Source organism: Streptomyces sp. MUM 2J (assembly GCF_022414535.1).
In the GTDB taxonomy this organism is placed as follows: Bacteria; Actinomycetota; Actinomycetes; order Streptomycetales; family Streptomycetaceae; genus Streptomyces.
Map to the genome: position 1 here is coordinate 77,667 of NZ_JADWYM010000003.1, position 25,094 is coordinate 102,760.

Here is a 25,094-nt window from a genome sequence, read left to right on the forward strand (position 1 = left end):
GTCCCGGAGACAGGACACCGGCGTACCCCGGTCGGGGGCACTTCGGCGGCTTCGCGACCGGTGGCCCGCTGCTGCATGGTGGAAACGGGAGCGACACCACGCCCGGCAGGCGGAGCGGAGCCGACAGCGGTGCGGCCGTGCCGGCTCCGCGGAGGGAGGCCACCATGGACCACGGGGCCGGCACGGGTGAACAGCGGGCGCTCCCCCCGGGCGCCGCGTGGCGGTCGGTGGCCGCATGCTTCCTGTCCAGCCTCGTGCTGCTGGCGCGGGGCCGGGTCCGCCTCCCGGCGGACCGCCTCGGGACGCGGCTGACCTTCGCGGACGGCACCTCCGCCCGTGTGTACCGGGAGACCCGCCTGGGCAGCGGCCGGGCGCAGGACCCGTGCACACTGGTGGTCCGCTTCCGGCTGCGCCGGGTGCGGGGGCGTGCCCACGCGTTGTTCCGCCGGGAGAGCCTGCTGAACACGCCCCTGTTCGTGGGATTCCCCGGTTTCACGTCGAAACTGTGGCTGGCCCACGACGAGCTCGGCCGCTACCGGGGCGTGTACGAGTGGGACGGCCCGGAGCACGCGGAGCACTACGCGCGCTCGCTGTGGCGGGTACTGGCCCTGGTCAGCGAGCCCGGGTCGATCGGCTACGCCGTCGTACCGGGGCGGCGGCGCGACGCCGTGATCGCCGGCCCCGGTCCGGCCGGGGGCCATGATCCGGGATCGGGGGACACCGCCGCCTGGTGGCTCCCGGTCGGCGGGACGTGAGACCGATGGTGGACATCCTGGTCGTGGGGGCCGGTCCCACCGGCCTCACGCTGGCACTGGCGGCCCACGACCACGGGGCCCGGGTCAGGGTCGTCGAGCGGCGTCCCGAGCCGTTCCGGCCCTCCCGCGCACTCATCCTGCATCCGCGCACCCTCGAGGTCCTGCGCCCGCTGGGCGTGACGGACGCCGTGCTGGACCGTGCGGACACCTCGCCGACGGCCCGTCTGCATCTGGGCCCACGTGCCGTGGAGGCCGGCCTGGGGGACCTCGCCCTGCCCGACACGGCCTTCCCGCACCTGTCGCTGGCGCGCCAGACGGACGTCGAGGAGGTACTGGCGCGGGCCCTCGCCGAGCGCGGGGTCCCGGTGGAGCGCGGTACCGAACTCGTCGACGTCCGCGACGACGGGCACAGCGCACGTGCCGTGCTCCGGTCCCGGAGCGGAGGCGAGGAGTTCGGGGTTCCCGTCGTCGCCGGATGCGACGGCCCGGCCAGTACGGTGCGCCGCTGCGCCGGAATCGGCTGGCACGGCAGGCCCTACGCCGTCGAGGTGCTCCTCGCCGACCTCGATCTCCAGGGCCTCGCTCCCGGCGCGGGGGCCCAGGTGTTCGCGGCGCGGACGGGGCTGCTGTTCCTGTTCCCGCTCGGGGAGCAGGCGCCCTGGCGACTGCTGGCCACGCGGGCCTCGCCCGGCGGAACGGGGCGGGCCTACGGGCAGCCGGGGCCCGCCGTCCCGGCGGCGGAGCTGCAGCGCCTCCTCGACGGGGCGGGCCTGCGGGCGCGGATCGAGCACCTCGCCTGGTCCGCGCGCGTGCCCTTGCGGTGCAGTCTCGCCCCGAGGTTCCGCCGGGGGCGGCTCTTCCTCGCGGGCGACGCGGCACACACCTACTCCCCCGCCACCGGCCAGGGCATGAACGCCGGCATCCAGGACGCGGTGAACCTCGGCTGGAAGCTCGCCTTCGCCGCGGACCGCCTCGACGACGGGCCGGCGGACGGGCGGGAAGGCGACCCGCTGCTGGACTCCTACGAGGCGGAGCGCAGACCGGCCGCCCGGCGGAGGCTGGCCCTCACCCACACGGCGTTCTGGGCCGAGGCGTCGACCGGCCCGGTCCCCTCGTGGCTGCGCGGGGTGGCCGCTCCGTACGCGGCCCCGGCGGTGCCCTTCCTGCTGAACCGGCGGCGGCTGGTCGCCGAGGCCGTGAGGACCCTCTCCCAGCTGCGGGTGGCCTACCGGCACAGCCCCGTGTCCGTGGAGGGCTCCCCTCGTCCGCGCGGGATGCCCCGCCCGGGGGACCGGCTGCCGGACGCGACCGTCAGCACGGGCGGGCCTCCTCAGCGGCTGCACGGGCTGCTGGCCCGGCCGGGGGTGCACGTCCTGCTCCAGCGCGACGCCGCCCCCCTGCCGGACGCCGTACCCCTGTCCCGGGTCACCGTCCTGCGGCTGGCCAGCAGCCCCGGACGCGGTCTGCTGGCCGTCCGCCCGGACGGTCACGTCGGCTACACCTGCGGCACCACCGACCCGGTCGGCCTGACGGCCTGGCTGTCCCTGGTCGGGGCACTGCCGCACCCCGCTGCCCGGTGGTGACCAGTGCGTCGTCCGGCCCGGGCGCCCGGGCCGGGCGCGGGTGGGAGAGACGTGGGCAGAGGCGCACCCCGCGGGCCCGGCAGGTCTCCGGTCCGGCCGCGCAGGACCCTCAGGCGCCGGTCAGGAGACGCTCCGGCGGCCGGGCCCGCGGTCGGGACCGGGATGTGCGGCGAGTGCGTGGGCGTGGAGCGCCTTCCGGCCGCTGAGCGTGCCCGGGAAGCGCCGTAGCCGTCGCTCCACGGGACGGTCCCGTCGCGCGGCCTGGTTTCCAGGGTGCGGAAGGCCGGTGGGAAGGCACCCGGGGGTGCGGGGGCGGCGTCCCGGCCCGCTGCCGGGCTCGGGGGCGGTCAGGCGATGTGCAGGACGATCTTGCCCTGGTGGTGCTCCTGTTCCAGGGCTGCATAGGCCTCGGCGGTGTGCTGGAGGGGAACGACCCGGTCGACCCGTGGAGTCAGCCGGCCGGACTCGACGAGCGCGGTGAGTTCACCGAGCCCGGCCTGGTCGGGCTCGACGACGAAGAACACGGCGCGGGACTCCGGTCCCGGTGGGGGCGGGGGCGGCGCGACGATGCTGACCAGGGTGCCGCCGGGCCTGAGCACCCGCCAGGAGCGTGCGGCCGTGTCGCCGCCCACGGTGTCGAAGACGACATCGACGTCCCGGACCTCCTCCTCGAAGGGCCGGGAGGTGTAGTCGACGACGCGTTCGGCACCCAGCCCCCGTACGAAGTCGAGGTCGGCGCCGGTCGCGGTGGCGGTCACTGCGGCGCCCAGTGCGGCGGCGACCTGCACGACGAGGGAGCCCACCCCGCCCGCGCCGCCGTGGACCAGGACGCGCTGCCCGGCCCGGAGCCCGGCATGGCGCACCAGTCCCTGCCAGGCGGTCAGCCCGGCCAGCGGCAGGGCGGCGCACTGGTCGTGGTCCAGGGACGGCGGCTTGGGCGCCAGGACCTTCTCGGGCACGGCGACGAACTCGGCCGCCGCGCCGTCGCGGAGGAAGGGAATGAGCCCGTAGACGTCGTCGCCGACGCGGAACCGGGATGTCGCGGGGCCCAGTTGGTCGACCGTCCCGGAGACCTCCTTCGAGGGGATGATCGGTGTGCGGGGCTCGCCGCTGTCGTCGAAGGCGGTGGTCCAGGTGGCGGGCCACTGGAGTTCCCCGCGCGTGATCGACGCCGAGTGGACGGCGACCAGTACCTCGCCGGGCTGGAGTCGGGGCACGGGCGCGTACCCGTAGAGGAGCCGCTCGGGGCCTCCTCGGCGGTGGGCGTGCACGGCGTGCATCTCGGACATGGCTTCCTCCGGTGTCATGGCTTCCTGCGGCGTGCTGGCGGCTTCGGGCGCCATGGCCTCTTCGCGTGGGTGACGGGTGGCTGTCACGGCCGGCGGGCGGGGCGCCTCGGCCGTCGGTCGTTGCGTGACGGCAGACGGCGCACCGGGGCAGGAGCGCCGGCGCGCGGCGCGGCTCCGTCCGCGGGGTGCGAGGGAGCAGGGGCAGGCGCGCCGCCGGTGCGCATCCCGCGGGACACGGTCCGCGCGGCCGGTGGTCGGCCGGCCACCGGGCCGGGGCGACGGGGGTGGTGCGGACACCTCACCGGAACCTCCCTTTGCGCACCTTTTGGATCAGTGTGGCAGAGGGTGCGGCGTGACGTCCCGAGGCGAAGCGACCCGGCCCGGGCCGCGGCCCGGGGCGGGTCCGCGCCACGCGCGGCCGCACGTGGAGCCGATGGCGGCTCGCACCGTTGCCCGCCGCGATCGGGTCCGGCCCCGCCGCGTCCTCCCCCGCTCCACCGGGTGCGGGTCAGGGCTGTGCTGCGGCCGACAGCCGGTACAGGCGCAGCGCCAGCTGGATCTCCAGGGCGCGGTCCGGGCTCTGCCAGTCGTCGCCGAGGAGGCGGCCGACCCGCTCCAGGCGCTGGGCGACCGTGTTGACGTGGACGTGCAGCTCGTCCTTGGTGCGGGCCGGGCTCATACCGCATGCGAAGTACGCCTCCAGGGTGCGCAGCAGTTCCGTACCGCGCCGGCCGTCGTAGGCCACCACCTGGCCGATGGTGCGGTCGACGAAACCCGCCATGTCGCGGTCCCCGGCGAGCAGCAGGCCCAGGAAGCCGAAGTCCTCCGCGGCGGCGCCGTCACCGCTGCGGCCCAGCAGCCGCAGGGCGTCCAGGCAGCGGCGCCCTTCGGTGTAGGCGGCGGCGACGGCCTCGGGGTGGGCGGCGAGCTGTGCGACGGGAGCGGAGGCGCCGACGGTGACCGGCTCGTGGACGGCGGTGCCCAGGTGCCGGGCGGTGCGGCGGGCGAGGTGTGTGGCGGTGTCGCCGGTGGCGAGGGGCAGTAGCAGGACGGTGCCGCCGTCGCGGGCGGCGGCCAGGCCGTGCCGGGTGGCGGCCAGGTGGGAGGCCGCCGACCACAGACGGCGGCGCGCGTCGGCCTGCTGCTCGGCGTCGGCGGCCGTGCCGTCGGGCCGGGCGGCGAGTACGACGTGCACGGCGTCGAGGTCGGCGTGCAGGCGGGAGGCGCGCTCGCGCAGCAGGCGGGGGTCGCGGTCGCGGGCGTCGAGCAGGTCGTCCAGGAGCTCCCCGCGGACGCGCTGCTCGGCGTCGGCGGCGGAGCGTCTGGCCAGTAGCAGGAGGGAGGTGACCATCGCGGCGCGCTCCAGGGTGCGCTGGTCGACGGGGTCGAGGCCGGGATGGCCGTGCAGGACGAGCGCGCCGAGCAGCTCGCCGCCGGCCGCCACGGCGGCGATCCAGTCGCCCTCGTGGCGCACGGCGTGGCCGTCCGCGCGGGAGGCCTCCAGCGGGACGGCGGGGGCGGCGTCGGTGAACTCCACCGTTCCGTCCAGGACCTGGGAGACCGCGGCGGCGACGTCGTGCACCCCACCGCCCCGCAGGACCAGTTCGGCGAGGCGGTCGTGGACGTCGGAGGCGCGCTCGATGACGGCGCTGCGGTCCTGGATGATCTCGTTGGCCCGCTCCAGGCCGGCGAGGGCCGAGCGGGTCTCGGTGAGCAGGTTGGCGGTGTCGATGGCGGAGGCGGCGAGCGCGGCGAAGGAGCCGAGGAGGGCGATCTGCTCCCGTTCGAAGACGCGGGCGCGGCGGTCCGCCGCGAACAGGACGCCGATGACGTTCGGCCCGAGCGTCAGGGGGACCCCGAGGATGGCGACCAGGCCCTCGTCGCGCACGCCCGCGTCGATGCTGGCGGTGTGCTGGAAGCGTTCGTCGTGGAGGTAGTCGTCGGTGACGTACGGCCGGGCCGTCTGGGCCACGAGACCGCCCAGACCCTCGCCCATGCCCAGGCGCAGCTGCTGGAAGCGGGCGGCCACCGAGCCCTCGGTGACCCGCATGTAGGTGTCGCCGCGCGCGGGATCGTTGAGGCTGAGGTAGGCGACGTCCGTGCCCAGCAGGGACCGGGCGCGGTGGACGATGGCCCGCAGGACGGCGTCCACGTCCCGCAGGCCCGCCAGGTCGTGGGCGGTCTCGAACAGCGCGGACAGCTCCGCCTCCCGCCTGCGCCGCCCCTCCAGCTCGGCGCGGACGCGCAGCGCCAGCAACTTGGCGTGCTCCAGGGCCGGCATCCGCTCGGGCGGCTGCCCGTCGGCGCGTGCCCGCAGCACCGGCTGTTCATAGGCGTCGGCCGCCGCGCCTCGGGTCAGCAGCTCCAGGAACGGCGTCTCGGCGCTGCCCGGCGGCGCTCCGGCGGAGCTGGCGGAGCGCTGCGGCGACGGGATGTGTTCGCGGGGCATGGTCACAGGATTCCCCATCGGCCGGATGCACGGTGGGCCCTGTGGACAACTCGCCCGCCGGCCGGCCGGAACACGGCGGCCGGTCTGTGGACGGAGCAGCCCCGGGGGTGGCGCGGTCCGTCGCCCGCCGGCCGGCCGGAACACGGCGGCCGGTCTGTGGACGGAGCAGCCCCGGGGGTGGCGCGGTCCGTCGCCCGCCGGCCGGCCGGAACACGGCGGCCGGTCTGTGGACGGAGCAGCCCCGGGGGTGGCGCGGTCCGTCGCCCGCCGGCCGGCCGGAACACGGCGGCCGGTCTGTGGACGGAGCAGCCCCGGGGGTGGCGCGGTCCGGGAGCGGGCGGGTTCAGTGGGCCGTCCACCCGCCGTCCAGGACCAGGGAGGTGCCGGTCACGAAGGACGCCTGCGGGCCGCAGAGGTAGGCGACGGCCTCGGCCACCTCCTCCGGCTCGATCAGCCGTTTGACCGCGCTGTCCTGGAGCAGTACCTCGGTGAGGACGCGTTCCTCTGCGATGCCGTGGGCGCGGGCCTGGTCGGCGAGCTGCTTCTCCACCAGCGGGGTACGGACGTAGCCGGGGTTGACGCAGTTGGACGTGACGCCGTGCGGGGCGCCTTCGAGGGCGGCGGTCTTGGACAGGCCCTCCAGCCCGTGCTTGGCGGCCACGTAGGCCGACTTGTAGGCCGAGGCGCGCAGGCCGTGCACGGAGGAGACGTTGACGATGCGGCCCCAGCCCTGACCGTACATGTGCGGCAGGGCACCCCGGACGAGACGGAAGGGCGCCTCCAGCATCACGGTGAGCACCGTGTGGAAGACGTCGGGCGGGAACTCCTCGATGGGACGCACCAGCTGCAGGCCGGCGTTGTTGACCAGGATGTCGGTACCGGCGGCGGCGAGTTCGGCGGCGTCCAGGTCGGTGAGGTCCAGGACGTGCGGCTCGACGCCACCCCGGAGGCCGGCGGACCGTTCGGCCAACGCCTGAAGGCCAGAGGCGTCCCGGTCCACCGCTCTGACCTTGGCCCCGGCGGCGGCCAGCCGCAGTGCGCAGGCGCGGCCGATGCCGCCGGCGGCACCGGTGACGAGGGCGGTACGGCCGCCGAGGTCGAGTTCGGCAACAGGGGAACCCATGGGGCGGCGGGGCGCGGTCATGGCTCGACCCTAGGCAGGGCACCCCCCTCACCCCATGTGGTCAATCCCCATACTTCACCTGGGTTCAGTGGGGTCGAACCATGTGGGGCCGTCCGACATTGCCTGCTTGATCCTGAAGAGCCCCGCCTCGTCGAGCTCGGGCAGGGCATCCACCTCGAACCAGCCCACCTCCACGGACTCGTCGTCGTTGACCCGTGCCTCGCCGCCGACGGCCCGGCAGCGGACTGTGATGTCCATGTACTGGCAGATGTCGCCGTTGGCGTAGGTGACCGGGTCGAGGGCCTGGACGAGGACGACCCGCTCGGCGACGCAGCGCACGGCCGTCTCCTCGTGGACCTCGCGTACGGCGCAGGCGGCGGGCTGCTCGCCGGGATCCGGGATACCGCCGATCACCGACCACCTGAGGGTGTCGGCGCGGCGCCCCAGCAGCACTCTGCCCGTGTCGTCGAAGACGATCGCGGTGACTCCGGGGAGCCACAGCAACTGCCGGCCGGCGAAGGCCCTGAGGGTACGGATGAAGTCGGGCGTGGCCATGGGCCGACCCTACCCGGTGGGGCGGGCCCGTCCGGGCCGGTCGGGCCGACGTACCCCGGGTGTGCGGCTACGCGTCACCGGAGCGCCGCCCACGGATCCCCGCGCCGATCGCCCATCCGAGGCCGCCCGCGGCGACCAGGACCAGCGCCGTCTCGGGGAGGATGCCGAGCGTCGTGGCCGGTGTCCGGGACGAGCGCAGCGGCACCTTCTGCACCAGGGAGTCGGCCACGAACATGCCGGTCCGCTGGGTGATCGTGCCGTCGGGCATGATGATCGCGCTGACCCCGCTGGTCACCGGGACGGTGACGGTCCGGCTGTGCTCGACGGCGCGCACGCGCGACATGGCGAGCTGCTGGTAGGTCATCTCACTGCGGTCGAACGTCGCGTTGTTGCTCGGCACGGAGATCATCTCCGCGCCGTGGGTGACCGTGTCGCGCACGGCCCAGTCGAAAGCGGCCTCGTAGCAGGTCGCCAGGCCGACCTTGGTGCCGTCGATGTCGAAGACGCCGGGCTCGCTGCCCCGGCTGAAGTCCTGGCGGACCATCGAGGTCCAGTCGCTGTTGATGGCGCCGATGAGGGAACGCAGCGGCAGGAACTCACCGAACGGCTGGACCTGCCGCTTGTCGTAGGTCTGGATGGGGCCCTTGGCCGGATCCCACAGGATCTGCTCGTTGAGGAGCTTGCCGTCGCGCTCCACGACGCCACCGACGGACAGGGGTGCGGCGATGGACCGGGCCGCGTGCTCGATGACGGCGGCGGCGTCGGGGTTGGCGAAGGGGTCGATGTCGGAGGAGTTCTCCGGCCACAGCACGAAGTCGGGCCGGGGCAGCTTGCCGGCCCCGACCTCGGCGGCCAACCGTTCCGTCTCGCGCGCGTGATGGTCGAGCACGGCCCGGCGCTGGGCGTTGAAGTCCAGGCCGAGGCGGGGAACGTTGCCCTGGACGACGGCGACCGTCGCGGTGCCGTCCTCGGCCTTGTCGCTGACCAGCGGGCGCGCGGCCACCGCCCCCGCCACCGGCACGGCGACGCTCAGCAGCGCCGCGGCGGCGGCGCCACGGCGCACGGCGCGTGTGCGGCGGCCGTCGGCGACCAGCCGGGCGGCCTCGTACAGGCCGAAGCCGCACAGCACGACCGCGAACCCGAGGACCGGGGTGCCGCCGACCGCGGCGAGCGGAAGGAAGACCCCGTCCGCCTGTCCGAAGGCGATCTTGCCCCAGGGGAACCCGCCGAAGGGCACGCGTGCCCGTGCCGCCTCGCCCGCGATCCACAACGCCGCCGCCCACACGGGCCAGGCGGGCAGCCGGGACACGGCGGCGGCTCCGGCGCCGACCAGCGCGACGAAGACCGCCTCCACCGCGACCAGGGCGAGCCAGGGCCCCGAGCCGACCTCCACGCCGGTCCACACCAGCAGCGGCAGCAGGAAACCCAGGCCGAAGAGGTACCCGAGCCCGAGTCCCGCCTTCCAGCTGCGTCCGCGCACCACCCAGCCGAACACGGCGAAGGCCGGCAGTGCCAGCCACCACAGGGTGCGCGGCGGGAAGCTGACGTAGAGCAGCACTCCGGCGAGTGCCGCGGCGGCGGCCGGGACCAGGCGCCGAAGGCGCGCACCGCGTCCGGGCGCGGTCTGCGGCTGGAGCTGGTCGGGCTGGCCCACGGGTGTTGCGGTGACGGTCACTCCGGGAGTGTACGGCGGGTGACCTGGTCGCGAACACAGCAGCCCGATCGGCGGTGGGGCTACCGCACCGGGGGCCCAGCAGCCGCAGGGCCCCCGTGGGTCCCTTCCGGCGCATCGTTCCTGCGCATCTGTGCGCAACTCATCCACAAACCGCCCATCAGCCGTTACGGTGTGGCCGAGTCCCGTCCTGCGGCCCGTTACCGCGCCGGGACGGGAAAGTGCACAGGTCGGGGGGCGACCGGGTTCGGGGGGTCGGGTGGGTTCCACGACGAGGGCGTCCGGCGGCGGGCCGGACACCGCTGAACGGCGGCACGTCTCCGACGCGGCGGGGATCGTCGTTCTCGGCGCCTGCGCCGCCTGGTCCCTGATCACGGCGGCCGCGCAGGACGGGCGTCCCGAGGGCATGCTGCTCGCGGTGCTGGCGGTGACCGCCGGCCACGCGGCCGGGAGGATCTTCGGAGCGCTGATGCCGGTCGCCGCGCCGTGTCTCGGGGCGCTGGCCGGACTCGCCCTGGTGGTGACCGTCCCCGATCTCACGCCGGGCCCCGGGGGGCTCGCCCCGCTCGGCCACGCGGGCGCCACGGCCGCCCTGTTCACGCTGTGTGTCGGCGCCGCCTGCTGCGCCGCGTGGTCGGCGGCCGCGTCCGGAGCGCGGCCGGCGCTGCGGCTGCTGGCCGCGGCGATCGTCGTCGCGGCGGCCGTCCTGGGCTCGACCGCCGGTGCCGTGGCCGGTGCCGCCGTCCTGCTGTGCTCGCTGGCCGCCGGCCGGATGCACCGCCGCGGGGTGGGCATCGCGGGGCTGGCGCTGGCCTCGGCTGCGGTCACCGCGGGAACGTGGGCGGTCGCGGCGGACGTCCTGCCGGACGGCCTGACCGACGCCCTGCGGGGCCGGCTCACACCGCACCGGGTGGGACTGTGGCACGACGCCCTCCAGCTGGCCGGGCACGACGCCGCGCTCGGTGTGGGACCGGACCGGTTCGGCGAGCTGAGTCCGACGGCGGGCCGGACACTGCTGCCCGACGGCAAGCCGCACTCGGCACCGCTTCAGCTGGCAGCCGAGCAGGGGGTGATCGGCGTCGTGCTGCTGGCGGCCGTGTTCGGCTGGGTACTGCTCGCGCTGTGGCGCACCCGCCGCCCCACCCCGGTGGCGCTCACCGCGGGCGCGGCCGTCACGGCGCTGGCGGCTCTCGCCGCCGTCGGCAACGCGCTCAGCTTCACGGCCGTGTCCGTCGGCGCGGGCCTGCTGACGGGACTGGCCACAGCGCGCCCACTGGCCGACGAGGTGCCGCGGGGTGCGGCCCGGGCACGCGCGCGTGAGGACCGGTCGGCCCCCTGACGACGCCGGACCCACAACGGGCCGCGCGGGCGGGGACGCCGCTCCGGCTCTCCCCGTCCGGACGGGGACCGGCCCGCCCCGGCGACGCTGCCGCGCCGCACGGCAGCGGGTCCTCGTGGGCCGCGGCCCGGGCGCTGCTCGCGCTCCGTTCAGTGCGCGGGACCGGGGGTTCCGGCCCGCAGACGGGCCCTGATGGCCCGGACGGCGGCCTCGGCGTCGTCCACGGTGATCGTGAAGGTGTGGCCGTCCCACAGGCGCAGCACGACACCCTCGCCGCGGCGCACGACGACGGCGGTTCCCTTCTCCGGCCGCCAGCGGTAGCCCCAGCCGCCCCACTGGCGAGGGGTGACGTTCGGGGCGAAGTCGGCCCCGGCGACGTGCGTGAGAGGAATGCGCCGGCGGGGCAGGCCGATGTGGCCGCAGCGCACCTCGACGGACTCCCTGTCGAGTCTGAGGTCGACGTGGACGAAGGCGAGAGTGCCGAAGAGGACCAGCAGCCCGGCGGCGATGCAGCCGACCACCGACATCGCGAGGGGTGCGATCCCGGTCGTCCAGGCGGAGTCGACCGCCAGTTCGACGCCGAGTGCCATGCACGCGGCTCCGACGAGCGCCAGCAGCCACTGGACCCGGTTGGTGGCGCGTCCGGTCCATACCTCGGGGTGCGGGGCATCCCCCTCGCGGGCGTGGTCCCTCATGTTTCGAGGGTACTCATGTTTCGCTGCGCTGGTACCGCGTAGCACACAGTGACCGACGCGCGCGGGGAACGGCGCGTGGTTACGAGGCGGGGCTGACCTCCGTGAGCAGGCGGCCCTCGGAGTAGGCCAGGGCGGGCGCGGGCAGACGGCCCTCCCGGCCGCTGAGCAGGACGGTGACGGTACCGACGGCGGAGGCGTCGGAGGCGGGGTGCCCGCCGATGCGGCGCAGAGCCTGGGCGGCGACCGCGCCGGCGGAGCCGTGCAGGGCGAGCGGCGGCCGACCGGTGTGCTGGACGGCGGCGCGGATGCGCTCGGCGACCAGCTCGTAGTGCGTGCAGCCCAGGACGACGGTCGTCACGTCCCCGGGGGTCAGCGCCGCGGCGGCGGTGACGGCGGCGCCGACCGCCGCCTCGTCCGCCCGTTCCACGGCTTCGGCCAGACCCCAGCAGGGGACTTCGGTGACCTGGACGCCGTCTGCGAAGTCGCGGATCAGGTTCCGCTGGTAGGGGCTCCCGGTGGTGGCGGGCGTCGCCCAGATCGCGACGTGGCCGCCGCCCGCAGCAGCCGGCTTGATCGCCGGCACGGTGCCGACGACCGGGATCCCCGGTTCGAGGGCTGCCCTCAGCGCGGGCAGCGCGTGCACGGTGGCGGTGTTGCACCCGACGATCAGGGCGTCGGGCCGGTGGGCCGCGGCGGCCCGGGCGACGGCCAGGGCACGCCCGGTGAGGTCCTCGGCGGTGCGCGGCCCCCAGGGCATGCCGTCGGGGTCGAGCGAGAGCACGAGATCGGCGTCGGGTCGCAGGCGCCGTACCGCGGCGGTGGCCGCCAGCAGGCCGATCCCGGAGTCCATGAGCGCGATCTTCACCCGGCCACGATAGACGATGGCCCCCGTGCGTCCGGCCGGGTGGGGCAGACTGCCCGGGTGAGCGCCATCGTGTGGAGTGCTGTCGTGTCCCTCGCGGCCTGGCTGTGGCTGCTGCTCGCCCAGGGCATGTTCTGGCGGACCGACGTCCGGCTGCCGCCGGGTCGGGATCCCGGCGCGTGGCCGCCGGTGTGCGTGGTGGTGCCGGCTCGCGACGAGGCGGCCGTGCTGCCGCGGAGCCTGCCGTCCCTGCTGGCCCAGGACTACCCGGGGCGGGCGGAGGTCTTCCTCGTCGACGACGGCAGCTCGGACGGCACCGCTGAACTCGCGCGTGAGCTGGCGCGGCGGCACGGGGGCCTGCCGCTGACCGTGGACCGCCCGGGGGAACCGCCCACGGACTGGACCGGGAAACTGTGGGCGGTGCGGCACGGCATCGCCCTGGCACGCGCGCGGGACCCCGAGTACCTGCTGCTGACGGACGCGGACATCGCGCACGCCCCGGACAGCCTGCGCCGCCTGGTGGCGGCGGCGGACTCCGGCGGGTTCGACCTGGTGTCGCAGATGGCGCGGCTGCGGGTGGAGAGCGGGTGGGAGCGGCTCGTGGTGCCGGCGTTCGTCTACTTCTTCGCGCAGCTGTACCCGTTCCGCCGGGTCGGGCGCGCGGGGGCGAGGACGGCGGCCGCGGCGGGCGGCTGTGTGCTGCTGCGGGTCGGGGCCGCCGAGCGGGCCCGGATCCCGGAAGCCATCCGGCACGCGGTCATCGACGACGTCGCGCTCGCTCGCGCGGTCAAGGGCGGCGGCGGCCGGATCTGGCTGGGCCTGGCCGAGAGCGTGGACAGCGTGCGCCCCTATCCCCGTCTGCACGATCTGTGGCGGATGGTGTCGCGCAGCGCCTACGCGCAGCTGCGGCACAACCCGCTGCTCCTGCTCGGCACGGTCGCCGGTCTGGTGCTGGTGTACCTGGTGCCGCCGGCCGCCGTCGCCGCGGGCCTGGCGGGGGGCGACGCGGCGGCCGTGGCGGCCGGGGCGGCGGCGTGGCTGGTGATGACCGGGACGTACGTGCCCATGCTCCGCTACTGCCGGCAGCCGCTGTGGCTCGCTCCGCTGCTGCCCTTCACGGCGGCGCTGTACCTGCTGATGACGGTCGACTCGGCGGTGCAGCACTACCGGGGGCGCGGCGCGGCCTGGAAGGGCCGCACCTACGCCCGCCCGGAGACGGTGCCCGACGAGCGCTGACGCCCGTGGACGCGCCTACTTGCGGCCCGGGGTCCAGTTCATGCCCCAGCCGTAGGCGCGATCGACGGTCCGCTGCGGGCTGACGCCGCGTTCGGGGACCAGGTAGCGGGCCTCGCGCCGGACGACGAGGTCGCCGCCTTCGTTGGTGATCAGCGCCAGCGCGCACACCGGGGAGGGCACGGTGCACTCGTCGAGGGAGAACTCGACGGGGGCGCCGTGCTGCGGCTGGAGCGTGACCGTGGCGTGCAGGTCGGCGAAGGAGCGGGCGCCTTCGTAGATGGTGACGAAGACGAGCAGGCGCCGCAGATCCTGCTTGTGGTCGAGGTTGACGGTGAGGTTCTCGCCCGCCGCGACGGCGCCCGTGCGGTCGTCGCCGTCGAGATGGACGTACGGCGGCCGGTCCAGCGCACCGAAGGCGTTGCCGAGGGCCTGGACGACTCCCTTGCGGCCGTCCGCGAGCTCGTACAGCGCGCACAGGTCGAGGTCGAGGTCGGAGTGCAGGGCGACGGCACGGCCGCGTTTGCCGCCCCAGCCGGAGAACTGCTTGCGCACCTCCCAGTTGAGGTTGACGCGCAGGGCACCGGAGGTACCGCCCTGCTTCGCGAGGGACACCGTCGGGGACGCCTTGGTGAGCGTCACCTTGGACAGGCTCACCGGTTGCTGCGCGGGCGGGGCCGCGGGCGGCGGCGGTACGTGCACGGCGGGTGGCGGCGTGACCGGCGGGGCGACCGGCGGGGCGGCGTGCTGCGGCTCGTCGACCGTGATACCGAAGTCCGTGGCCAGCCCTTCCAGTCCGCTGCCGTAGCCCTGTCCGACGGCGCGGAACTTCCAGGACCCCTGGCGGCGGTAGAACTCGCCGAGCACGAAGGCGGTCTCGACGGTCGCGCCGGTGCTGTCGAAGCGCGCGGCCACGGAGCCCTGTGCCGCGTCGCGCACCTCGATGTACAGGTCGGGCACCTGGCCGAAGCTGCCGCCGTCGGTGGAGGCGGCGAGCACGACGGTCTCGACCGCGCCCTCGACACGCGCGAGATCCACCAGCAGCGTGTCGGTCACCCGGCCACCCGCGTCCCGTTTGCCCTCGTGGCGTACGGCCCCGGAGCCGTGCGCCGGCTGGTTGTAGAAGACGAAGTCCCCGTCGGAGCGAACCCTTCCGCCGACCAGCAGCAGGGCCGAGGCGTCCGCGTCGGGGACGCCCGGGCCGGACCGCCAGCCCAGCTCGACGCGCAGTGCCGTGGTCGGCACCGGCACATTCGATCCCTTCGGCATTGACATGTCCGCCCCCAACACGCGTCGCCGTGCCGGGCGGCGCCCGGCACTCGCTTCCGATGCCTACCCGGACAACCTATTGCGTGCGGGGGCACAGCCCCATGATCGGCACGGTGAAGAACCCCGGCCAACCCCCGGTAACCCGCCGGGAACTCGGGCTTTACCAGATTTGAACGCGGCAGGGTGCCCTTTTTCCCCACGTTCGCTCTCATTGGGGACACCGAGTCACTGCGGACTCGGAAAACAACCCTCTTATCGGTCTCCCCAACCAGCACATCGTGGGCTTAACTTATGGCCATGACCTCCCCCCGCTCCACATATGGTGGCGGCTACTACTCCGCCTCCTTCCCGGACACCCCGATCTACGACTCGCTCGTCGCCGAGCGGGGCACTCCCCAGATCGCTCCGATCCGGGTCCCCTCGGCCTACGACACGCCGGGCAGCAGCCTCCCCGCACTGCCCTCGGCACTGCCCGCCCTCCCGGCGGCCCCGTCCCAGTCCTCCTACGGCTACCCGCAGGCGCCGCAGCCCGCACCACTGCAGCAGGCGCCGACGGCGTACATCCCGCAGCAGGCGGCACCGCGCGGCTATCCCGGCCCGCAGCCGCAGCAGCCCCGCGCCGCCGCACCCTCCATGGGGTACGAGGCCATGCGTCCGGCCACCCCGCGACCGGCTCCGGCTCCCTACCAGGACCCGTACAACAACCAGCAGTACCGCGGTTACTGATCCGGACCACGGGTGCCGGGCCGCCGTCCCCGGCCGTCGCTGCCGACTGGCACGATGACTGCATGGGGAATGCGGAACTGCGGTCGATTCATGTGCATCCGGTCAAGGCGTTCCGGGCCGTGCCGGTCCGGGAGGCCGTCGTGGAGCCCTGGGGGCTGGCCGGAGACCGACGCTGGGCGCTGATCGACGACGGGGGAAAGGTCGTCACACAACGCCAGGAGCCACGTCTCGCCCTGGCCGCCGCCGAGCTCCTGCCCAGCGGCGTCCGGCTGTCCGCGCCCGGCATGGGTCCGGTCGAGGTCGCCGTCCCCGAGCCGACGTGCACGGTGACGGTGGAGGTCTTCGGCACCAAGGTGGAGGGCGCTCCCGCAGCCGCCGCGGCGCACGCCTGGTGCAGCACTCTCGTCGGCGCGGACACCCGCCTGGTGCACATGGACGACCCGGCCACCCGGCGCCCGGTCGACCCGGACTACGCGCTGCCGGGCGAGACCGTCTCCTTCGCCGACGGCTTCCCGCTGCTGGTCACCACGACCGCCTCGCTCCAGGCCCTCAACGGACTGATCGCGCGGGGGGAGAACGCGCACGAGGGCCCGCTGCCCATGAACCGTTTCCGGCCCAACCTGGTGGTGTCGGGCACCGAGGCGTGGGCCGAGGACGACTGGACGCGCATCGCGGTGGGCGAGGTCGAGTTCCGTGTCGCCGCGATGTGCGGCCGGTGCCTGGTGACCACCACCGACCAGCACAGCAGCGAGCGCGGCCGGGAACCCCTGCACACCCTCGGCCGGCACCGCCGGATCGGCAGCCGGCTCGTCTTCGGGCAGAACCTGGTCCCGCTCGGCCCCGGCACGGTCCGCGTGGGCGACCCGGTCAGGCTTCTCCCCTAGGGGGTGTGGTGCTGCCGAGGGCTGCTCATGAGCATGGTGATGCTGGCCGCTGGCGCAGGACGCCCATCGAGGCGGTCGCCCCGGACGCCGCCCCGATGCACGGCGGTGGCAGCGTCGCAACAGAACCTCAGCCGCCTTCCTCGGCAAGCTTCCTGATGCCGTGAAGGGTCGCCTCCATCCCCGCCCTCAGCTCCTTCAGGCGGAAGGCGACGATCTCTTCCTCCCGGTCCGGCCAGCGCTCGATGGCCAGAGTGACTCCGTTGCGGCCCGGCCCGACGAGGGCCGACTGCCGCAGCCGGGTGCCCCCGTCCTCGGCCTCGAGTTCGTAGCGCCAGCGCGCCATGGACCTCGCCGGATCCAGTGTCGGCTCTCCGTAGCGGCCGTCCGCATCCGTGACCGCCCAGGCGAACACCCGTTGTTCGTCCAACTCGACCACATGGGAGACGGTCCGCCAGTCGCCGAGCTGCCGGTGGTGGTTGCGGCCCTCGAACCGCGCGCCCAGCAGGGGCCGGTCCGCGCCGTCGAGCCACGCGACGCGCTGCAGCTCCGGGCTGAACCGGGCCGGCAGACGAATGTCCGTCACCAGCTCCCACACCCGCGGCACGGCTGCCGCGACATGAACGTCGCAGTGCACGCACGGGCCATCGGCAAATCTCACGTCGCCCCCTCGTGTCGGGTTCCCGGATCATCCACGACCTTGATCCCCTTGCGCAACAGTCCCTGGGCAGAGGACTTCGGCAGGAGACCGGACCACCGTGCCCGGCACACGCTGCCCGGGGGACGGCACGGCGATGCTGGCGGCCGATCCCGTCGAGGGCGGCAGGCGGCTGATCGTCCGGCGCATGGTCCGCCACCGGTGCGACCGCCGGGGCCGGGTGCGGGACCGGGGCGCGGGACCGGGCGGGTCGGGACTGCGGCCCACCGGTACCGGCGGCTGACGGCGTCACGGCTCTGGTCAACCCAGGGCCGCCGCGCACGCTACGGTGGACCGGCCGACTCTTCGGCGACATCCCGCGCGTGAGGGAGCCCCAGGGCGCCCCGAGGGCGACGAGCCATCAGGTACGACGAGGTGGGGGCACAGCAGCGCATGGCACAGGGCACGGTCCAGGTGACGCACACCGGCACATCGCGGTGGCGGCGCCGCACGGGTGAGTACGCGTCGCTCGCCGCCGCCCTGGAGGCCGCGGCCGACGGTGACGTCCTCACCATCGCCCCCGGCACCTACCGGGAGAACCTCGTCGTCCAGCGGGCGGTCACGCTGCGGGGCCCGGAAGGGTCTTCGGGCAGCGTGCGCATCGCCCCGGTGGACGGGGTTCCGCTGACCGTGCGGGCCTCTGCGGTCGTCCACGACCTGCACCTGGAGGGGCAGGACGCGGCGGCCCCCGCACTGCTGGTCGAGGAGGGCACACCCGAGCTGCGGGACGTCCGCGTCGTGACGCGTTCCGCCGCCGGGATCGAGGTCCGCGGCGCCGCGCGGCCGACGCTGCGGCGCTGCACCGTCGACAACCCCGCGGGCATCGGCATCGCCGTCCTCGAAGGCGGGGGCGGGGTGTTCGAGGAGTGCGAGGTGGTCGCGGCCGGCCAGGCGGGCGTGGCCGTGCGCGGTGGCGCCCATCCGAGGCTGGACCGCTGCCGGGTGCACCACACCTCCGGGCCGGGTCTGAGCGCGACGGGCGAGAACTCGGCCCTGGAGGCGGTGGGCTGCGAGGTGTACGAGGTCCGTGGCAGCGGCGTGCAGATCACCGGGCGCGCCACCGCCCACCTGACCGACTGCGACGTGCACCGCACCGCCGCCGACGGCATCACCCTGGACACCGACGCCGTGCTGACACTGGCCGACTGCCGCATCCACGACATTCCCGAGAACGCCGTCGACCTGCGCTCGCGATCGGTGCTGACGCTGACGCGGACGACGGTGCGTCAGTTCGGCCGCAACGGCCTGTCCGTGTGGGACCCGGGCACGCGCGTCGACGCCAACCAGTGCGAGATCTTCGACAGCACCGGCGACTATCCGGCCGTGTGGGTCAGCGACGGGGCGACCGTGGTGCTGGACTCCTGCCGGGTGCACGACGTGCCCGACGCACTGTTCGTTCTCGACCGCGGTTCGCGCGCGGACGTCGTCGACAGCGACCTGTGGCAGATCCGCAACACCGCCGTGTCGGTGAGCGACGGGGCCACGGCCCAGCTCGACGACTGCCGGATCCGGGACGCGGCGACCGGCGCCTGGTTCCGCGACCACGGCAGTGGCGGCACGCTCGCCAACTGCGTACTGGAGGGCATCCAGACCGGCGTGATCGTGACCAAGGGCGCGGACCCCACCGTCGAGCGCTGCACGGTCGGTTCCTGTGCCGAGGCCGGCTTCTATGTCTCCGCGGGCGGCCGTGGCAGCTTCCTGGACTGCCGGGTGATGGGCAGCGGGGGTTACGGCTTCCATGTGATCGACGGCTGCCGTACCACGCTCCGCAAGTGCCGCACGGAGCGGTGCGCGCGCGGCGGATACGAGTTCGCCGACGGTGGACCGGACGCGTCCTCGACGAGTGGTCCGCTGGTGGAGGACTGCACGAGCGACGAGAGCGGGGGCCCGCGGACCCCGGTGACGCGCGAGACGGCCGTGGAGGCGGTGGGCACCACACCCGGTCTGCTCGGGTCCGTGCCCGAGCAGCGTCCCGACGTGCAGGCGCCACCGCCGGCTCCCGGCGACGGTGATCAGCCGACGCGCACCAGCAAGGCGGTCCTGTCCGAACTCGACGCGCTGGTCGGGCTGGACAGCGTCAAACGGGAGGTCCGCGCGCTCACGGACATGATCGAGGTGGGGCGGCGCCGGCAGTTGGCCGGTCTGAAGGCGGCGTCGGTGAAGCGGCATCTGGTGTTCACCGGCTCCCCCGGCACCGGCAAGACCACGGTCGCCCGTCTGTACGGCGAGATCCTCCGTTCCCTCGGTGTGCTGGAGAAGGGCCATCTGGTCGAGGTCTCCCGTGTCGACCTGGTCGGCGAGCACATCGGCTCCACCGCCATCCGCACCCAGGAGGCGTTCGAGCGGGCCCGCGGGGGTGTGCTGTTCATCGACGAGGCGTACGCGCTGTCGCCGGAGGACGCGGGCCGTGACTTCGGCAAGGAGGCCATCGACACCCTGGTGAAGCTCATGGAGGACCACCGGGACGCGGTCGTGGTGATCGTCGCCGGCTACACGGCCGAGATGGAACGGTTCCTTCAGGTCAATCCCGGGGTGGCGTCCCGTTTCTCCCGGACCATCACGTTCGGCGACTACGGCGCCGGGGAACTGCTGCGGATCGTGGAGCAGCAGGCCGAGGAGCACGAGTACCGGCTGTCGCCGGGCACGGGCGAGGCGCTGCTGAAGTACTTCACGGCGATCCCCAAGGGTCCCGCATTCGGCAACGGCCGGACCGCGCGGCAGACCTTCGAGGCGATGGTGGAGCGGCACGCGGGCCGGGTCGCCCAGGTGGCGGAGCCGAGCACGGACGATCTGACCCTGCTGTACCCGGAGGACCTGCCCGACCTGCCGTGAGCCGACAGTCACGGCAGCCGTTCCCTCCGGCTCACCCGTCTCCGCCGGACGGCCGCGGGGCCGGGACGTCCGGGCGCAGGCGTGCCAGGAGCAGCTGGCGTTCCTCGGCGAAGGCCGGGTCGGCCTGGTAGTCGGAGTGGCCGAGGATCGGCGCGGGCAGCGGGGTCCGCTCCGTGCGGCCGTAGGCGAGGGGGTCCCTCAGAGGCTCGCGGTCGACGGCGGGATCGCCGGGCAGCCGCACCGGCCCGCCGATGGGATCGGTCGGGCGGTACAGGTTGCGCCAGCAGTCGACCTCGGCGTGCAGGGAGGCGAGCGCGGCCGGACCGAAGTGGGCCGGGAACCAGCGGCCGTACAGCCGCTCCAGCGGCGAGCCGTACGTCAGCAGTGCCACCCGGCTGCGCTCGGCCGGACGCAACTGCCAGGCCGCAGCGGCGGCGAGCACGCTGCCCTGGGAGTGTCCGGACAGCACGAGACGTCCACCGGTGGCACGGGTCCAGGTGGCCATGCGCCAGGTCAGGTCGGGTACCGCACGCTCGGCGTAGCACGGCGGGGCGAAGGGGTGTGCGGCGCGGGGCCAGAACGTGCCGACGTCCCACAGGATGCCGATGGTGCGTCGCGCCGAGGCGTCCTTGTAGGCGCGTCGGCCCGAGGTGACGAAGAGCAGGAACCCCAGTCCGATCAGCCAGGAGCCGAGGGCCTGGGCTGTCTGGGCGGCTCCGTGGACGAAGGGCGGAGTGCCGGCGGCGGCACCGCTCGGGGTCCTGCCGGTGGTCAGGGCGCCCACGAGGGCCCCGGTGCCCAGCAGCAGGGTGGTGGCGGAGGTGACCGCGACGAGGAGCGGGGAGCGGTCGGTGAGCGTGGCCATCGCCCGGGCGGTGGCGATACGGCGGGTGCGGGCGGGGTCCTTCGGCTCGTCCGGGTAGTCGCGGTCCACGGCGGCCAGCTCGACGCGGCGTAACCGCCAGGTCTCCCGGGCCAGGCGTACGCACGGCACCAGCAGCACCAGCAGCAGCGCGGGGATGACGGACGCCTGCCAGGTCAGCAGCGCCGGCGGCCCGTCGATGACGGCTCGGGTGCCGTCCAGCCAGTCCGCGACGCGCTGCGCGACACCGCCGGACATCACGCCGCCCAGGGCACAGGCCAGCATGGCCACGGCCGGGCCGCCCAGGCCGCGCATGACGGTGCGGGAGGCGCCCGACGCACCGGGCGGCCGGGCCGGGGCGGAGGTGCCCGGGGTACGGAGGGTGCCTGAGGTGCCCGGGGTACGGAGGGTGCCTGAGGTGCCCGCGGTGCGGGCCTCGTCGGCGGGAGCGCGGTGCAGCAGATGGGCGACGGCTGCCAGGGCGACCACGATCAGGCCCTGGACCAGGGCGATCCCGCCGAAGGTGGCATTGCCGGGCAACCGGCCCGACGAGTGCCAGCCCGGCCGCTCCCACCCTGCGTGGACGACGGCGAGGACGAGCACGGCGAGCGCGCCGAGCGGCAGCCATCTGATCAGGCGGCCGTCGAGTTCGCGGTCGAGGCGCTGCTCGCTGCGTCCCCGATGGCACACCACCGCCACCACGGCGACGGCACCGGCCACGAGGGCGGTTTCCAGCAGCCGCCCTGCGGCGTCGAGTGCCACCGGACCGCCCGGCTCCCGGTCGAAGCGTGCGGCCGAGGTGCAGACCGCGGCGGCGACCGTCAGCAGGCCCGCCGCGGTGTGCGCGGCCCGCAGCCGGGCCACGAGGCGGCGTCCGTACCAGAAGCCGGGCCGGGCCAGCGCCGTCGGACCGATCGCCTCGTCGCGCCGGTCGATGCCGGTGAGGGGCAGTTGGGACTCGTACGCCCGCCACGTGCGGTGGGAGAGGTACCACAGCAGACCGGTGAGGGCGGCGGGCACCACGGCGGCCAGGGCGAGCCTGCGACCGGGCAGGCTCCACCAGCCGGGGTGCGGTGCGGCCGGTGAGAGGAAGCCGAGCCAGGTGTGCCGGTCGGTGCAGGCACGCGTGCCCGCGCACTGCCAGGCCACGAGATCCAGGGCGACCTCGCAGGCGGCGGCCACCAGCAGCACCGTCAGGGTGAGTCCGGCGAGCCGCACCAGCAGCCCGTACAGGCGGACGGTCCGGGGCCGGCCGTCGCCGCCGGGGCGCATCCAGTGGGCGAGGTTGACCACCATGAACGGCAGCAGCAACAGCCACAGGGCACGGCCTGCGTTGCCGGAGGTGAGGTTGCACCACACGTACGCCTCCGGCACCGGCCGGCCGCGGGGGGCACCGGGCCGGGACTCGGCGTCGACGTCGTCGGCGCGCCGGAAGACGGCGGCGACGCCGTCGCCGGAGATCCGCACCGTGCGCGGGTCGTTGAGCATCTTCTCGGCGGTGGCGCCACCGACTCCGTGGACGAGGAGCTCCAGGGCCACCGTGGGCTGTGCGGGTCCGGCTGCACCGGCCGGACGGTCCTCGGCTGCACGTTCCACTGTTCTGCACTTCCCCCGTGACGTGTCGCGCACTTCCCTGTGGCGCGTCCTCGGCGTGTGCCCGTGCGGGCACAGGATCTCCGCTCCCGGCGCGTCGTACACCTTCCGGCTCGGAATTTCCCCGTTCCGTGTGACCGTGCGGTAAACGACGGGCCGGAGGGTGGCAGGTGCGCGTCGGCGCCTGCGGTGCCGCGCCGCGCTGCGCGGCGTGCAAGGATGGGACGCCCGCGCCCCGAGGACGCGAGAGGACGCTCGTCGCGTCTGGCGCACCGGGCGTGTCGGACGAGTCGGACGGCTTTGAGACGGCTTGAGGCGAAAGGACCGGAGCGTACGTGAGCGAGAATCAGAACCTCCTCGCGGAGCAGCGGCGCGCCCTGATCGTCGACGAGGTCCGGCGCCGGGGCGGGGTCCGTGTCAACGAGCTGACCCGAAGGCTCGGCGTGTCGGACATGACGGTCCGCCGGGACCTGGACGCGCTCGCCCGGCAGGGTGTCCTGGAGAAGGTGCACGGCGGCGCGGTGCCGGTGGTCGAGGCCAGCACGCACGAGCCGGGTTTCGAGGCGAAGTCCGGACTGGAACTCACCGCCAAGGAGGACATCGCGCGGGCCGCGGCCGAGCTGGTCGCGCCCGGCAGCGCGATCGCGCTCTCGGGCGGCACGACGACGTACGCGCTGGCGCAGCAGTTGCTGGACGTTCCGGATCTCACGGTGGTGACGAACTCGGTGCGGGTGGCGGACGTCTTCCACGTCGCGCAGCGCACCTCGGGCCAGCGGCAGGGCTCGGCCACGGTGGTCCTGACCGGCGGAGTGCGCACACCGTCGGACTCGCTGGTGGGGCCGGTGGCCGACCAGGCGATCGCCTCCCTCCACTTCGACGTGCTCTTCCTCGGGGTGCACGGGATATCGGCGGAGGCCGGGCTGTCCACGCCGAACCTCGCGGAGGCGGAGACCAACCGGCGGCTGGTGCAGTCGGCGCGGCGGGTCGTCGTCGTGGCCGACCACACCAAGTGGGGGACTGTGGGCCTCAGTTCGTTCGCCACGCTGGAGCAGGTCGACACCTGGGTGACCGACGCGGGACTGCCCGCGAGGGCCCGCACGGAGGTCTCCGAGCATGTACGGCAGCTGGTGCTCGCGGGCGGGCAGGCGGAGGACGCGGACACCTGACGGAGCATGCGCCGGTACGGCGACCGTAAGGACGCGATGGCCGCCGGAACGGCTCAGCCGGGCCACACCCCGGTCTCCAGCAGCGCCCGGATCGCGGTGCTGTAGGGGGCGATGTCCAGGCCCTGCTCGGCGAGCCAGACGTCCGAGTAGTACTTGTCGAGGTAGCGGTCGCCGGGGTCGCACAGGAGGGTGACGACACTGCCCTGACGTCCCTCGGCGACCATCTCGGCGACGATCTTCAGCGCGCTCCACAGTCCGGTGCCGGTCGAACCGCCCGCCTTGCGGCCTATGGCTCCCTCCAGGGCGCGGACGGCGGCGACGGAAGCGGCGTCGGGGACCTTCATCATGCGGTCGACGGCGCCGGGCACGAAGCTGGGCTCCATGCGCGGCCGGCCGATCCCCTCGATGCGGGAGCCGCAGTCGCAGGTGACGTCCGGGTCCCCGGTGGTCCAGCCGTCGAAGAAGCAGGAGTTCTCCGGGTCGGCGACACAGATGCGGGTGTCGTGCTGCATGTAGTGGACGTAGCGGGCGAGAGTCGCCGAGGTGCCGCCGGTGCCGGCCGTGGCGACGATCCACGCCGGTTCCGGGTAGCGCTCCAGCTCCAGCTGGCGGAAGATCGATTCGGCGATGTTGTTGTTGCCGCGCCAGTCGGTGGCCCGTTCCGCGTAGGTGAACTGGTCCATGTAGTGGCCGCCGGTCTCCGTCGCGAGGCGGGCGGACTCCTCGTACATCGTGCGCGGGTCGTCCACGAAGTGGCAACGGCCGCCGTGGAACTCGATCAGCCGGATCTTCTCGGTGCTCGTCGTGCGCGGCATCACCGCGACGAACGGCACGCCGATCAGCTTGGCGAAATACGCCTCGGACACGGCGGTCGAGCCGCTGGACGCCTCGATCACCGGGCGGTCCGGGCGGATCCAGCCGTTGCACAGGCCGTACAGGAACAGGGAGCGGGCGAGGCGGTGCTTGAGACTGCCGGTGGGGTGGGTCGACTCGTCCTTGAGGTAGAGGTCGATGCCCCAGTGCTCGGGCAGCGGGAAACGCAGCAGGTGCGTGTCGGCCGAGCGGTTGGCGTCGGCCTGGACCTTGCGGACGGCCTCTTTCAGCCAGTCGCGGTAGCCGGCGTCGCTGCGGTCGACGTCGAGTGTCACGCCCGTCCGGGGCTGCTGGGTGGTGCTCACGGCAGGGCTCCTCACACTTGCGCGCCGACGGCGCGTCGCACGCCCGGCACCCCGATGATAGGCAGCTTTCGCACGCTTCTCACCTGCATAAACGCATCTTTGAGCATCCCCAAGACACCCCTGGGGACAGCACCTTGGGCCACGGGGGCGCATTCGGACGAATGCTCCCCGCCACGGCCCACGAGCACGACGCGCGTACTGGTGCTCCACGTCGTACGCAGGCAGACTGCACCGCACGGGACCGGTCCCCCGTCACCGGGCGTCACGCATCAGTCAGGCGGCCGGCGCGAGGGCCGCGTGTCCCGGACGGGGGCGCACACTGGGTCACGACACGA

General features: G+C 74.4%; 20 protein-coding genes. 9 read left to right on the forward strand and 11 right to left on the reverse strand.

Annotated elements, in window-relative coordinates; translation table 11 throughout:
- Positions 1 to 164 precede the first annotated feature (164 nt).
- Positions 165 to 755 (forward strand): hypothetical protein, encoded by a 591-nt coding sequence (locus I3F54_RS03845; RefSeq protein WP_240117135.1) that lies wholly within the window; start codon positions 165 to 167, stop codon positions 753 to 755.
- Positions 756 to 760: 5 nt separating this feature from the next.
- Entirely contained in the window at positions 761 to 2,338 is a 1,578-nt protein-coding gene (locus I3F54_RS03850) for an FAD-dependent monooxygenase (protein WP_240117136.1), read from the forward strand.
- Between the two features lie 347 nt (positions 2,339 to 2,685).
- Here I3F54_RS03850 and I3F54_RS03855 read toward each other — a convergent pair whose 3' ends face one another.
- From I3F54_RS03855 to lnt, 5 genes are all read right to left on the reverse strand, one after another.
- On the reverse strand, positions 2,686 to 3,681 hold the full coding sequence (locus I3F54_RS03855; RefSeq protein ID WP_240117137.1) for an NADP-dependent oxidoreductase: 996 nt from the start codon (positions 3,679 to 3,681) through the stop codon (positions 2,686 to 2,688).
- 454 nt (positions 3,682 to 4,135) lie between these two features.
- Entirely contained in the window at positions 4,136 to 6,076 is a 1,941-nt protein-coding gene (locus tag I3F54_RS03860; protein ID WP_240117138.1) for a helix-turn-helix domain-containing protein, read from the reverse strand.
- A gap of 343 nt (positions 6,077 to 6,419) precedes the next feature.
- Complete coding sequence (locus I3F54_RS03865) at positions 6,420 to 7,220, reverse strand: 3-hydroxybutyrate dehydrogenase (protein ID WP_240117139.1); 801 nt, start codon at positions 7,218 to 7,220, stop codon at positions 6,420 to 6,422.
- Between the two features lie 54 nt (positions 7,221 to 7,274).
- Entirely contained in the window at positions 7,275 to 7,754 is a 480-nt protein-coding gene (locus I3F54_RS03870; protein WP_240117140.1) for an NUDIX domain-containing protein, read from the reverse strand.
- A 67-nt stretch (positions 7,755 to 7,821) separates the two neighbouring features.
- Entirely contained in the window at positions 7,822 to 9,429 is a 1,608-nt protein-coding gene (gene lnt / locus I3F54_RS03875) for an apolipoprotein N-acyltransferase (protein ID WP_240117141.1), read from the reverse strand.
- Positions 9,430 to 9,685: 256 nt separating this feature from the next.
- Here lnt and I3F54_RS03880 point away from each other — a divergent pair, with 256 nt between their 5' ends.
- Complete coding sequence (locus I3F54_RS03880) at positions 9,686 to 10,765, forward strand: O-antigen ligase (protein ID WP_240117142.1); 1,080 nt, start codon at positions 9,686 to 9,688, stop codon at positions 10,763 to 10,765.
- A 149-nt stretch (positions 10,766 to 10,914) separates the two neighbouring features.
- Here the strand turns inward: I3F54_RS03880 and I3F54_RS03885 are convergent, their stop codons facing one another.
- Positions 10,915 to 11,460: a hypothetical protein gene (locus I3F54_RS03885; RefSeq protein ID WP_240117143.1), complete on the reverse strand. Its 546-nt coding sequence runs from the start codon at positions 11,458 to 11,460 to the stop codon at positions 10,915 to 10,917.
- A gap of 79 nt (positions 11,461 to 11,539) precedes the next feature.
- Positions 11,540 to 12,325 (reverse strand): glutamate racemase, encoded by a 786-nt coding sequence (locus I3F54_RS03890; RefSeq protein ID WP_240117144.1) that lies wholly within the window; start codon positions 12,323 to 12,325, stop codon positions 11,540 to 11,542.
- 39 nt (positions 12,326 to 12,364) lie between these two features.
- On the opposite strand from I3F54_RS03890, the gene I3F54_RS03895 reads away from it, so the two are divergent.
- Positions 12,365 to 13,558 carry a glycosyltransferase gene (locus I3F54_RS03895; RefSeq protein ID WP_240117145.1) on the forward strand — a complete coding sequence of 398 codons (1,194 nt, stop codon included), beginning with the start codon at positions 12,365 to 12,367 and terminating at the stop codon, positions 13,556 to 13,558.
- Positions 13,559 to 13,573: 15 nt separating this feature from the next.
- Here the strand turns inward: I3F54_RS03895 and I3F54_RS03900 are convergent, their stop codons facing one another.
- Positions 13,574 to 14,824: a TerD family protein gene (locus I3F54_RS03900; RefSeq protein ID WP_240117146.1), complete on the reverse strand. Its 1,251-nt coding sequence runs from the start codon at positions 14,822 to 14,824 to the stop codon at positions 13,574 to 13,576.
- Positions 14,825 to 15,121: 297 nt separating this feature from the next.
- Here I3F54_RS03900 and I3F54_RS03905 point away from each other — a divergent pair, with 297 nt between their 5' ends.
- Both I3F54_RS03905 and I3F54_RS03910 read left to right on the forward strand, forming a co-directional pair.
- A complete protein-coding gene (locus I3F54_RS03905; protein WP_240117147.1) occupies positions 15,122 to 15,550 on the forward strand; it encodes a DUF6643 family protein in 429 nt (142 codons plus the stop codon).
- 62 nt (positions 15,551 to 15,612) lie between these two features.
- Positions 15,613 to 16,434 (forward strand): MOSC domain-containing protein, encoded by an 822-nt coding sequence (locus I3F54_RS03910; protein WP_240117148.1) that lies wholly within the window; start codon positions 15,613 to 15,615, stop codon positions 16,432 to 16,434.
- A 127-nt stretch (positions 16,435 to 16,561) separates the two neighbouring features.
- Here the strand turns inward: I3F54_RS03910 and I3F54_RS03915 are convergent, their stop codons facing one another.
- A complete protein-coding gene (locus tag I3F54_RS03915) occupies positions 16,562 to 17,092 on the reverse strand; it encodes an SRPBCC family protein (RefSeq protein WP_240117149.1) in 531 nt (176 codons plus the stop codon).
- A gap of 97 nt (positions 17,093 to 17,189) precedes the next feature.
- On the opposite strand from I3F54_RS03915, the gene I3F54_RS03920 reads away from it, so the two are divergent.
- Complete coding sequence (locus tag I3F54_RS03920) at positions 17,190 to 17,372, forward strand: hypothetical protein (RefSeq protein ID WP_240117150.1); 183 nt, start codon at positions 17,190 to 17,192, stop codon at positions 17,370 to 17,372.
- Positions 17,373 to 17,521: 149 nt separating this feature from the next.
- Positions 17,522 to 19,960, forward strand: coding sequence for a right-handed parallel beta-helix repeat-containing protein (locus tag I3F54_RS03925; protein WP_240117353.1), 2,439 nt, complete (start codon positions 17,522 to 17,524; stop codon positions 19,958 to 19,960).
- Between the two features lie 31 nt (positions 19,961 to 19,991).
- On the opposite strand, the gene I3F54_RS03930 is transcribed toward I3F54_RS03925, so the two are convergent.
- Positions 19,992 to 22,310: a hypothetical protein gene (locus I3F54_RS03930; RefSeq protein WP_240117354.1), complete on the reverse strand. Its 2,319-nt coding sequence runs from the start codon at positions 22,308 to 22,310 to the stop codon at positions 19,992 to 19,994.
- A 440-nt stretch (positions 22,311 to 22,750) separates the two neighbouring features.
- On the opposite strand from I3F54_RS03930, the gene I3F54_RS03935 reads away from it, so the two are divergent.
- Positions 22,751 to 23,581 carry a DeoR/GlpR family DNA-binding transcription regulator gene (locus I3F54_RS03935; protein WP_240117151.1) on the forward strand — a complete coding sequence of 277 codons (831 nt, stop codon included), beginning with the start codon at positions 22,751 to 22,753 and terminating at the stop codon, positions 23,579 to 23,581.
- Between the two features lie 53 nt (positions 23,582 to 23,634).
- Here I3F54_RS03935 and I3F54_RS03940 read toward each other — a convergent pair whose 3' ends face one another.
- On the reverse strand, positions 23,635 to 24,759 hold the full coding sequence (locus I3F54_RS03940; protein ID WP_308373081.1) for a PLP-dependent cysteine synthase family protein: 1,125 nt from the start codon (positions 24,757 to 24,759) through the stop codon (positions 23,635 to 23,637).
- Positions 24,760 to 25,094: the final 335 nt, after the last annotated feature.

What these genes read in the sequence shown, in the direction of transcription:
- I3F54_RS03865 (WP_240117139.1), bottom strand. Translation starts at nt 7,220, where the DNA reads ATGACCGCGCCCCGCCGCCCCATGGGTTCCCCTGTTGCCGAACTCGAC.
- I3F54_RS03860 (WP_240117138.1), bottom strand. Translation starts at nt 6,076, where the DNA reads ATGCCCCGCGAACACATCCCGTCGCCGCAGCGCTCCGCCAGCTCCGCC.
- I3F54_RS03855 (WP_240117137.1), bottom strand. Translation starts at nt 3,681, where the DNA reads ATGGCGCCCGAAGCCGCCAGCACGCCGCAGGAAGCCATGACACCGGAG.
- I3F54_RS03870 (WP_240117140.1), bottom strand. Translation starts at nt 7,754, where the DNA reads ATGGCCACGCCCGACTTCATCCGTACCCTCAGGGCCTTCGCCGGCCGG.
- I3F54_RS03910 (WP_240117148.1), top strand. Translation starts at nt 15,613, where the DNA reads ATGGGGAATGCGGAACTGCGGTCGATTCATGTGCATCCGGTCAAGGCG.
- I3F54_RS03845 (WP_240117135.1), top strand. Translation starts at nt 165, where the DNA reads ATGGACCACGGGGCCGGCACGGGTGAACAGCGGGCGCTCCCCCCGGGC.
- I3F54_RS03900 (WP_240117146.1), bottom strand. Translation starts at nt 14,824, where the DNA reads ATGCCGAAGGGATCGAATGTGCCGGTGCCGACCACGGCACTGCGCGTC.
- I3F54_RS03925 (WP_240117353.1), top strand. Translation starts at nt 17,522, where the DNA reads ATGGCACAGGGCACGGTCCAGGTGACGCACACCGGCACATCGCGGTGG.
- I3F54_RS03930 (WP_240117354.1), bottom strand. Translation starts at nt 22,310, where the DNA reads ATGCTCAACGACCCGCGCACGGTGCGGATCTCCGGCGACGGCGTCGCC.
- I3F54_RS03885 (WP_240117143.1), bottom strand. Translation starts at nt 11,460, where the DNA reads ATGAGGGACCACGCCCGCGAGGGGGATGCCCCGCACCCCGAGGTATGG.
- I3F54_RS03850 (WP_240117136.1), top strand. Translation starts at nt 761, where the DNA reads ATGGTGGACATCCTGGTCGTGGGGGCCGGTCCCACCGGCCTCACGCTG.
- I3F54_RS03905 (WP_240117147.1), top strand. Translation starts at nt 15,122, where the DNA reads ATGACCTCCCCCCGCTCCACATATGGTGGCGGCTACTACTCCGCCTCC.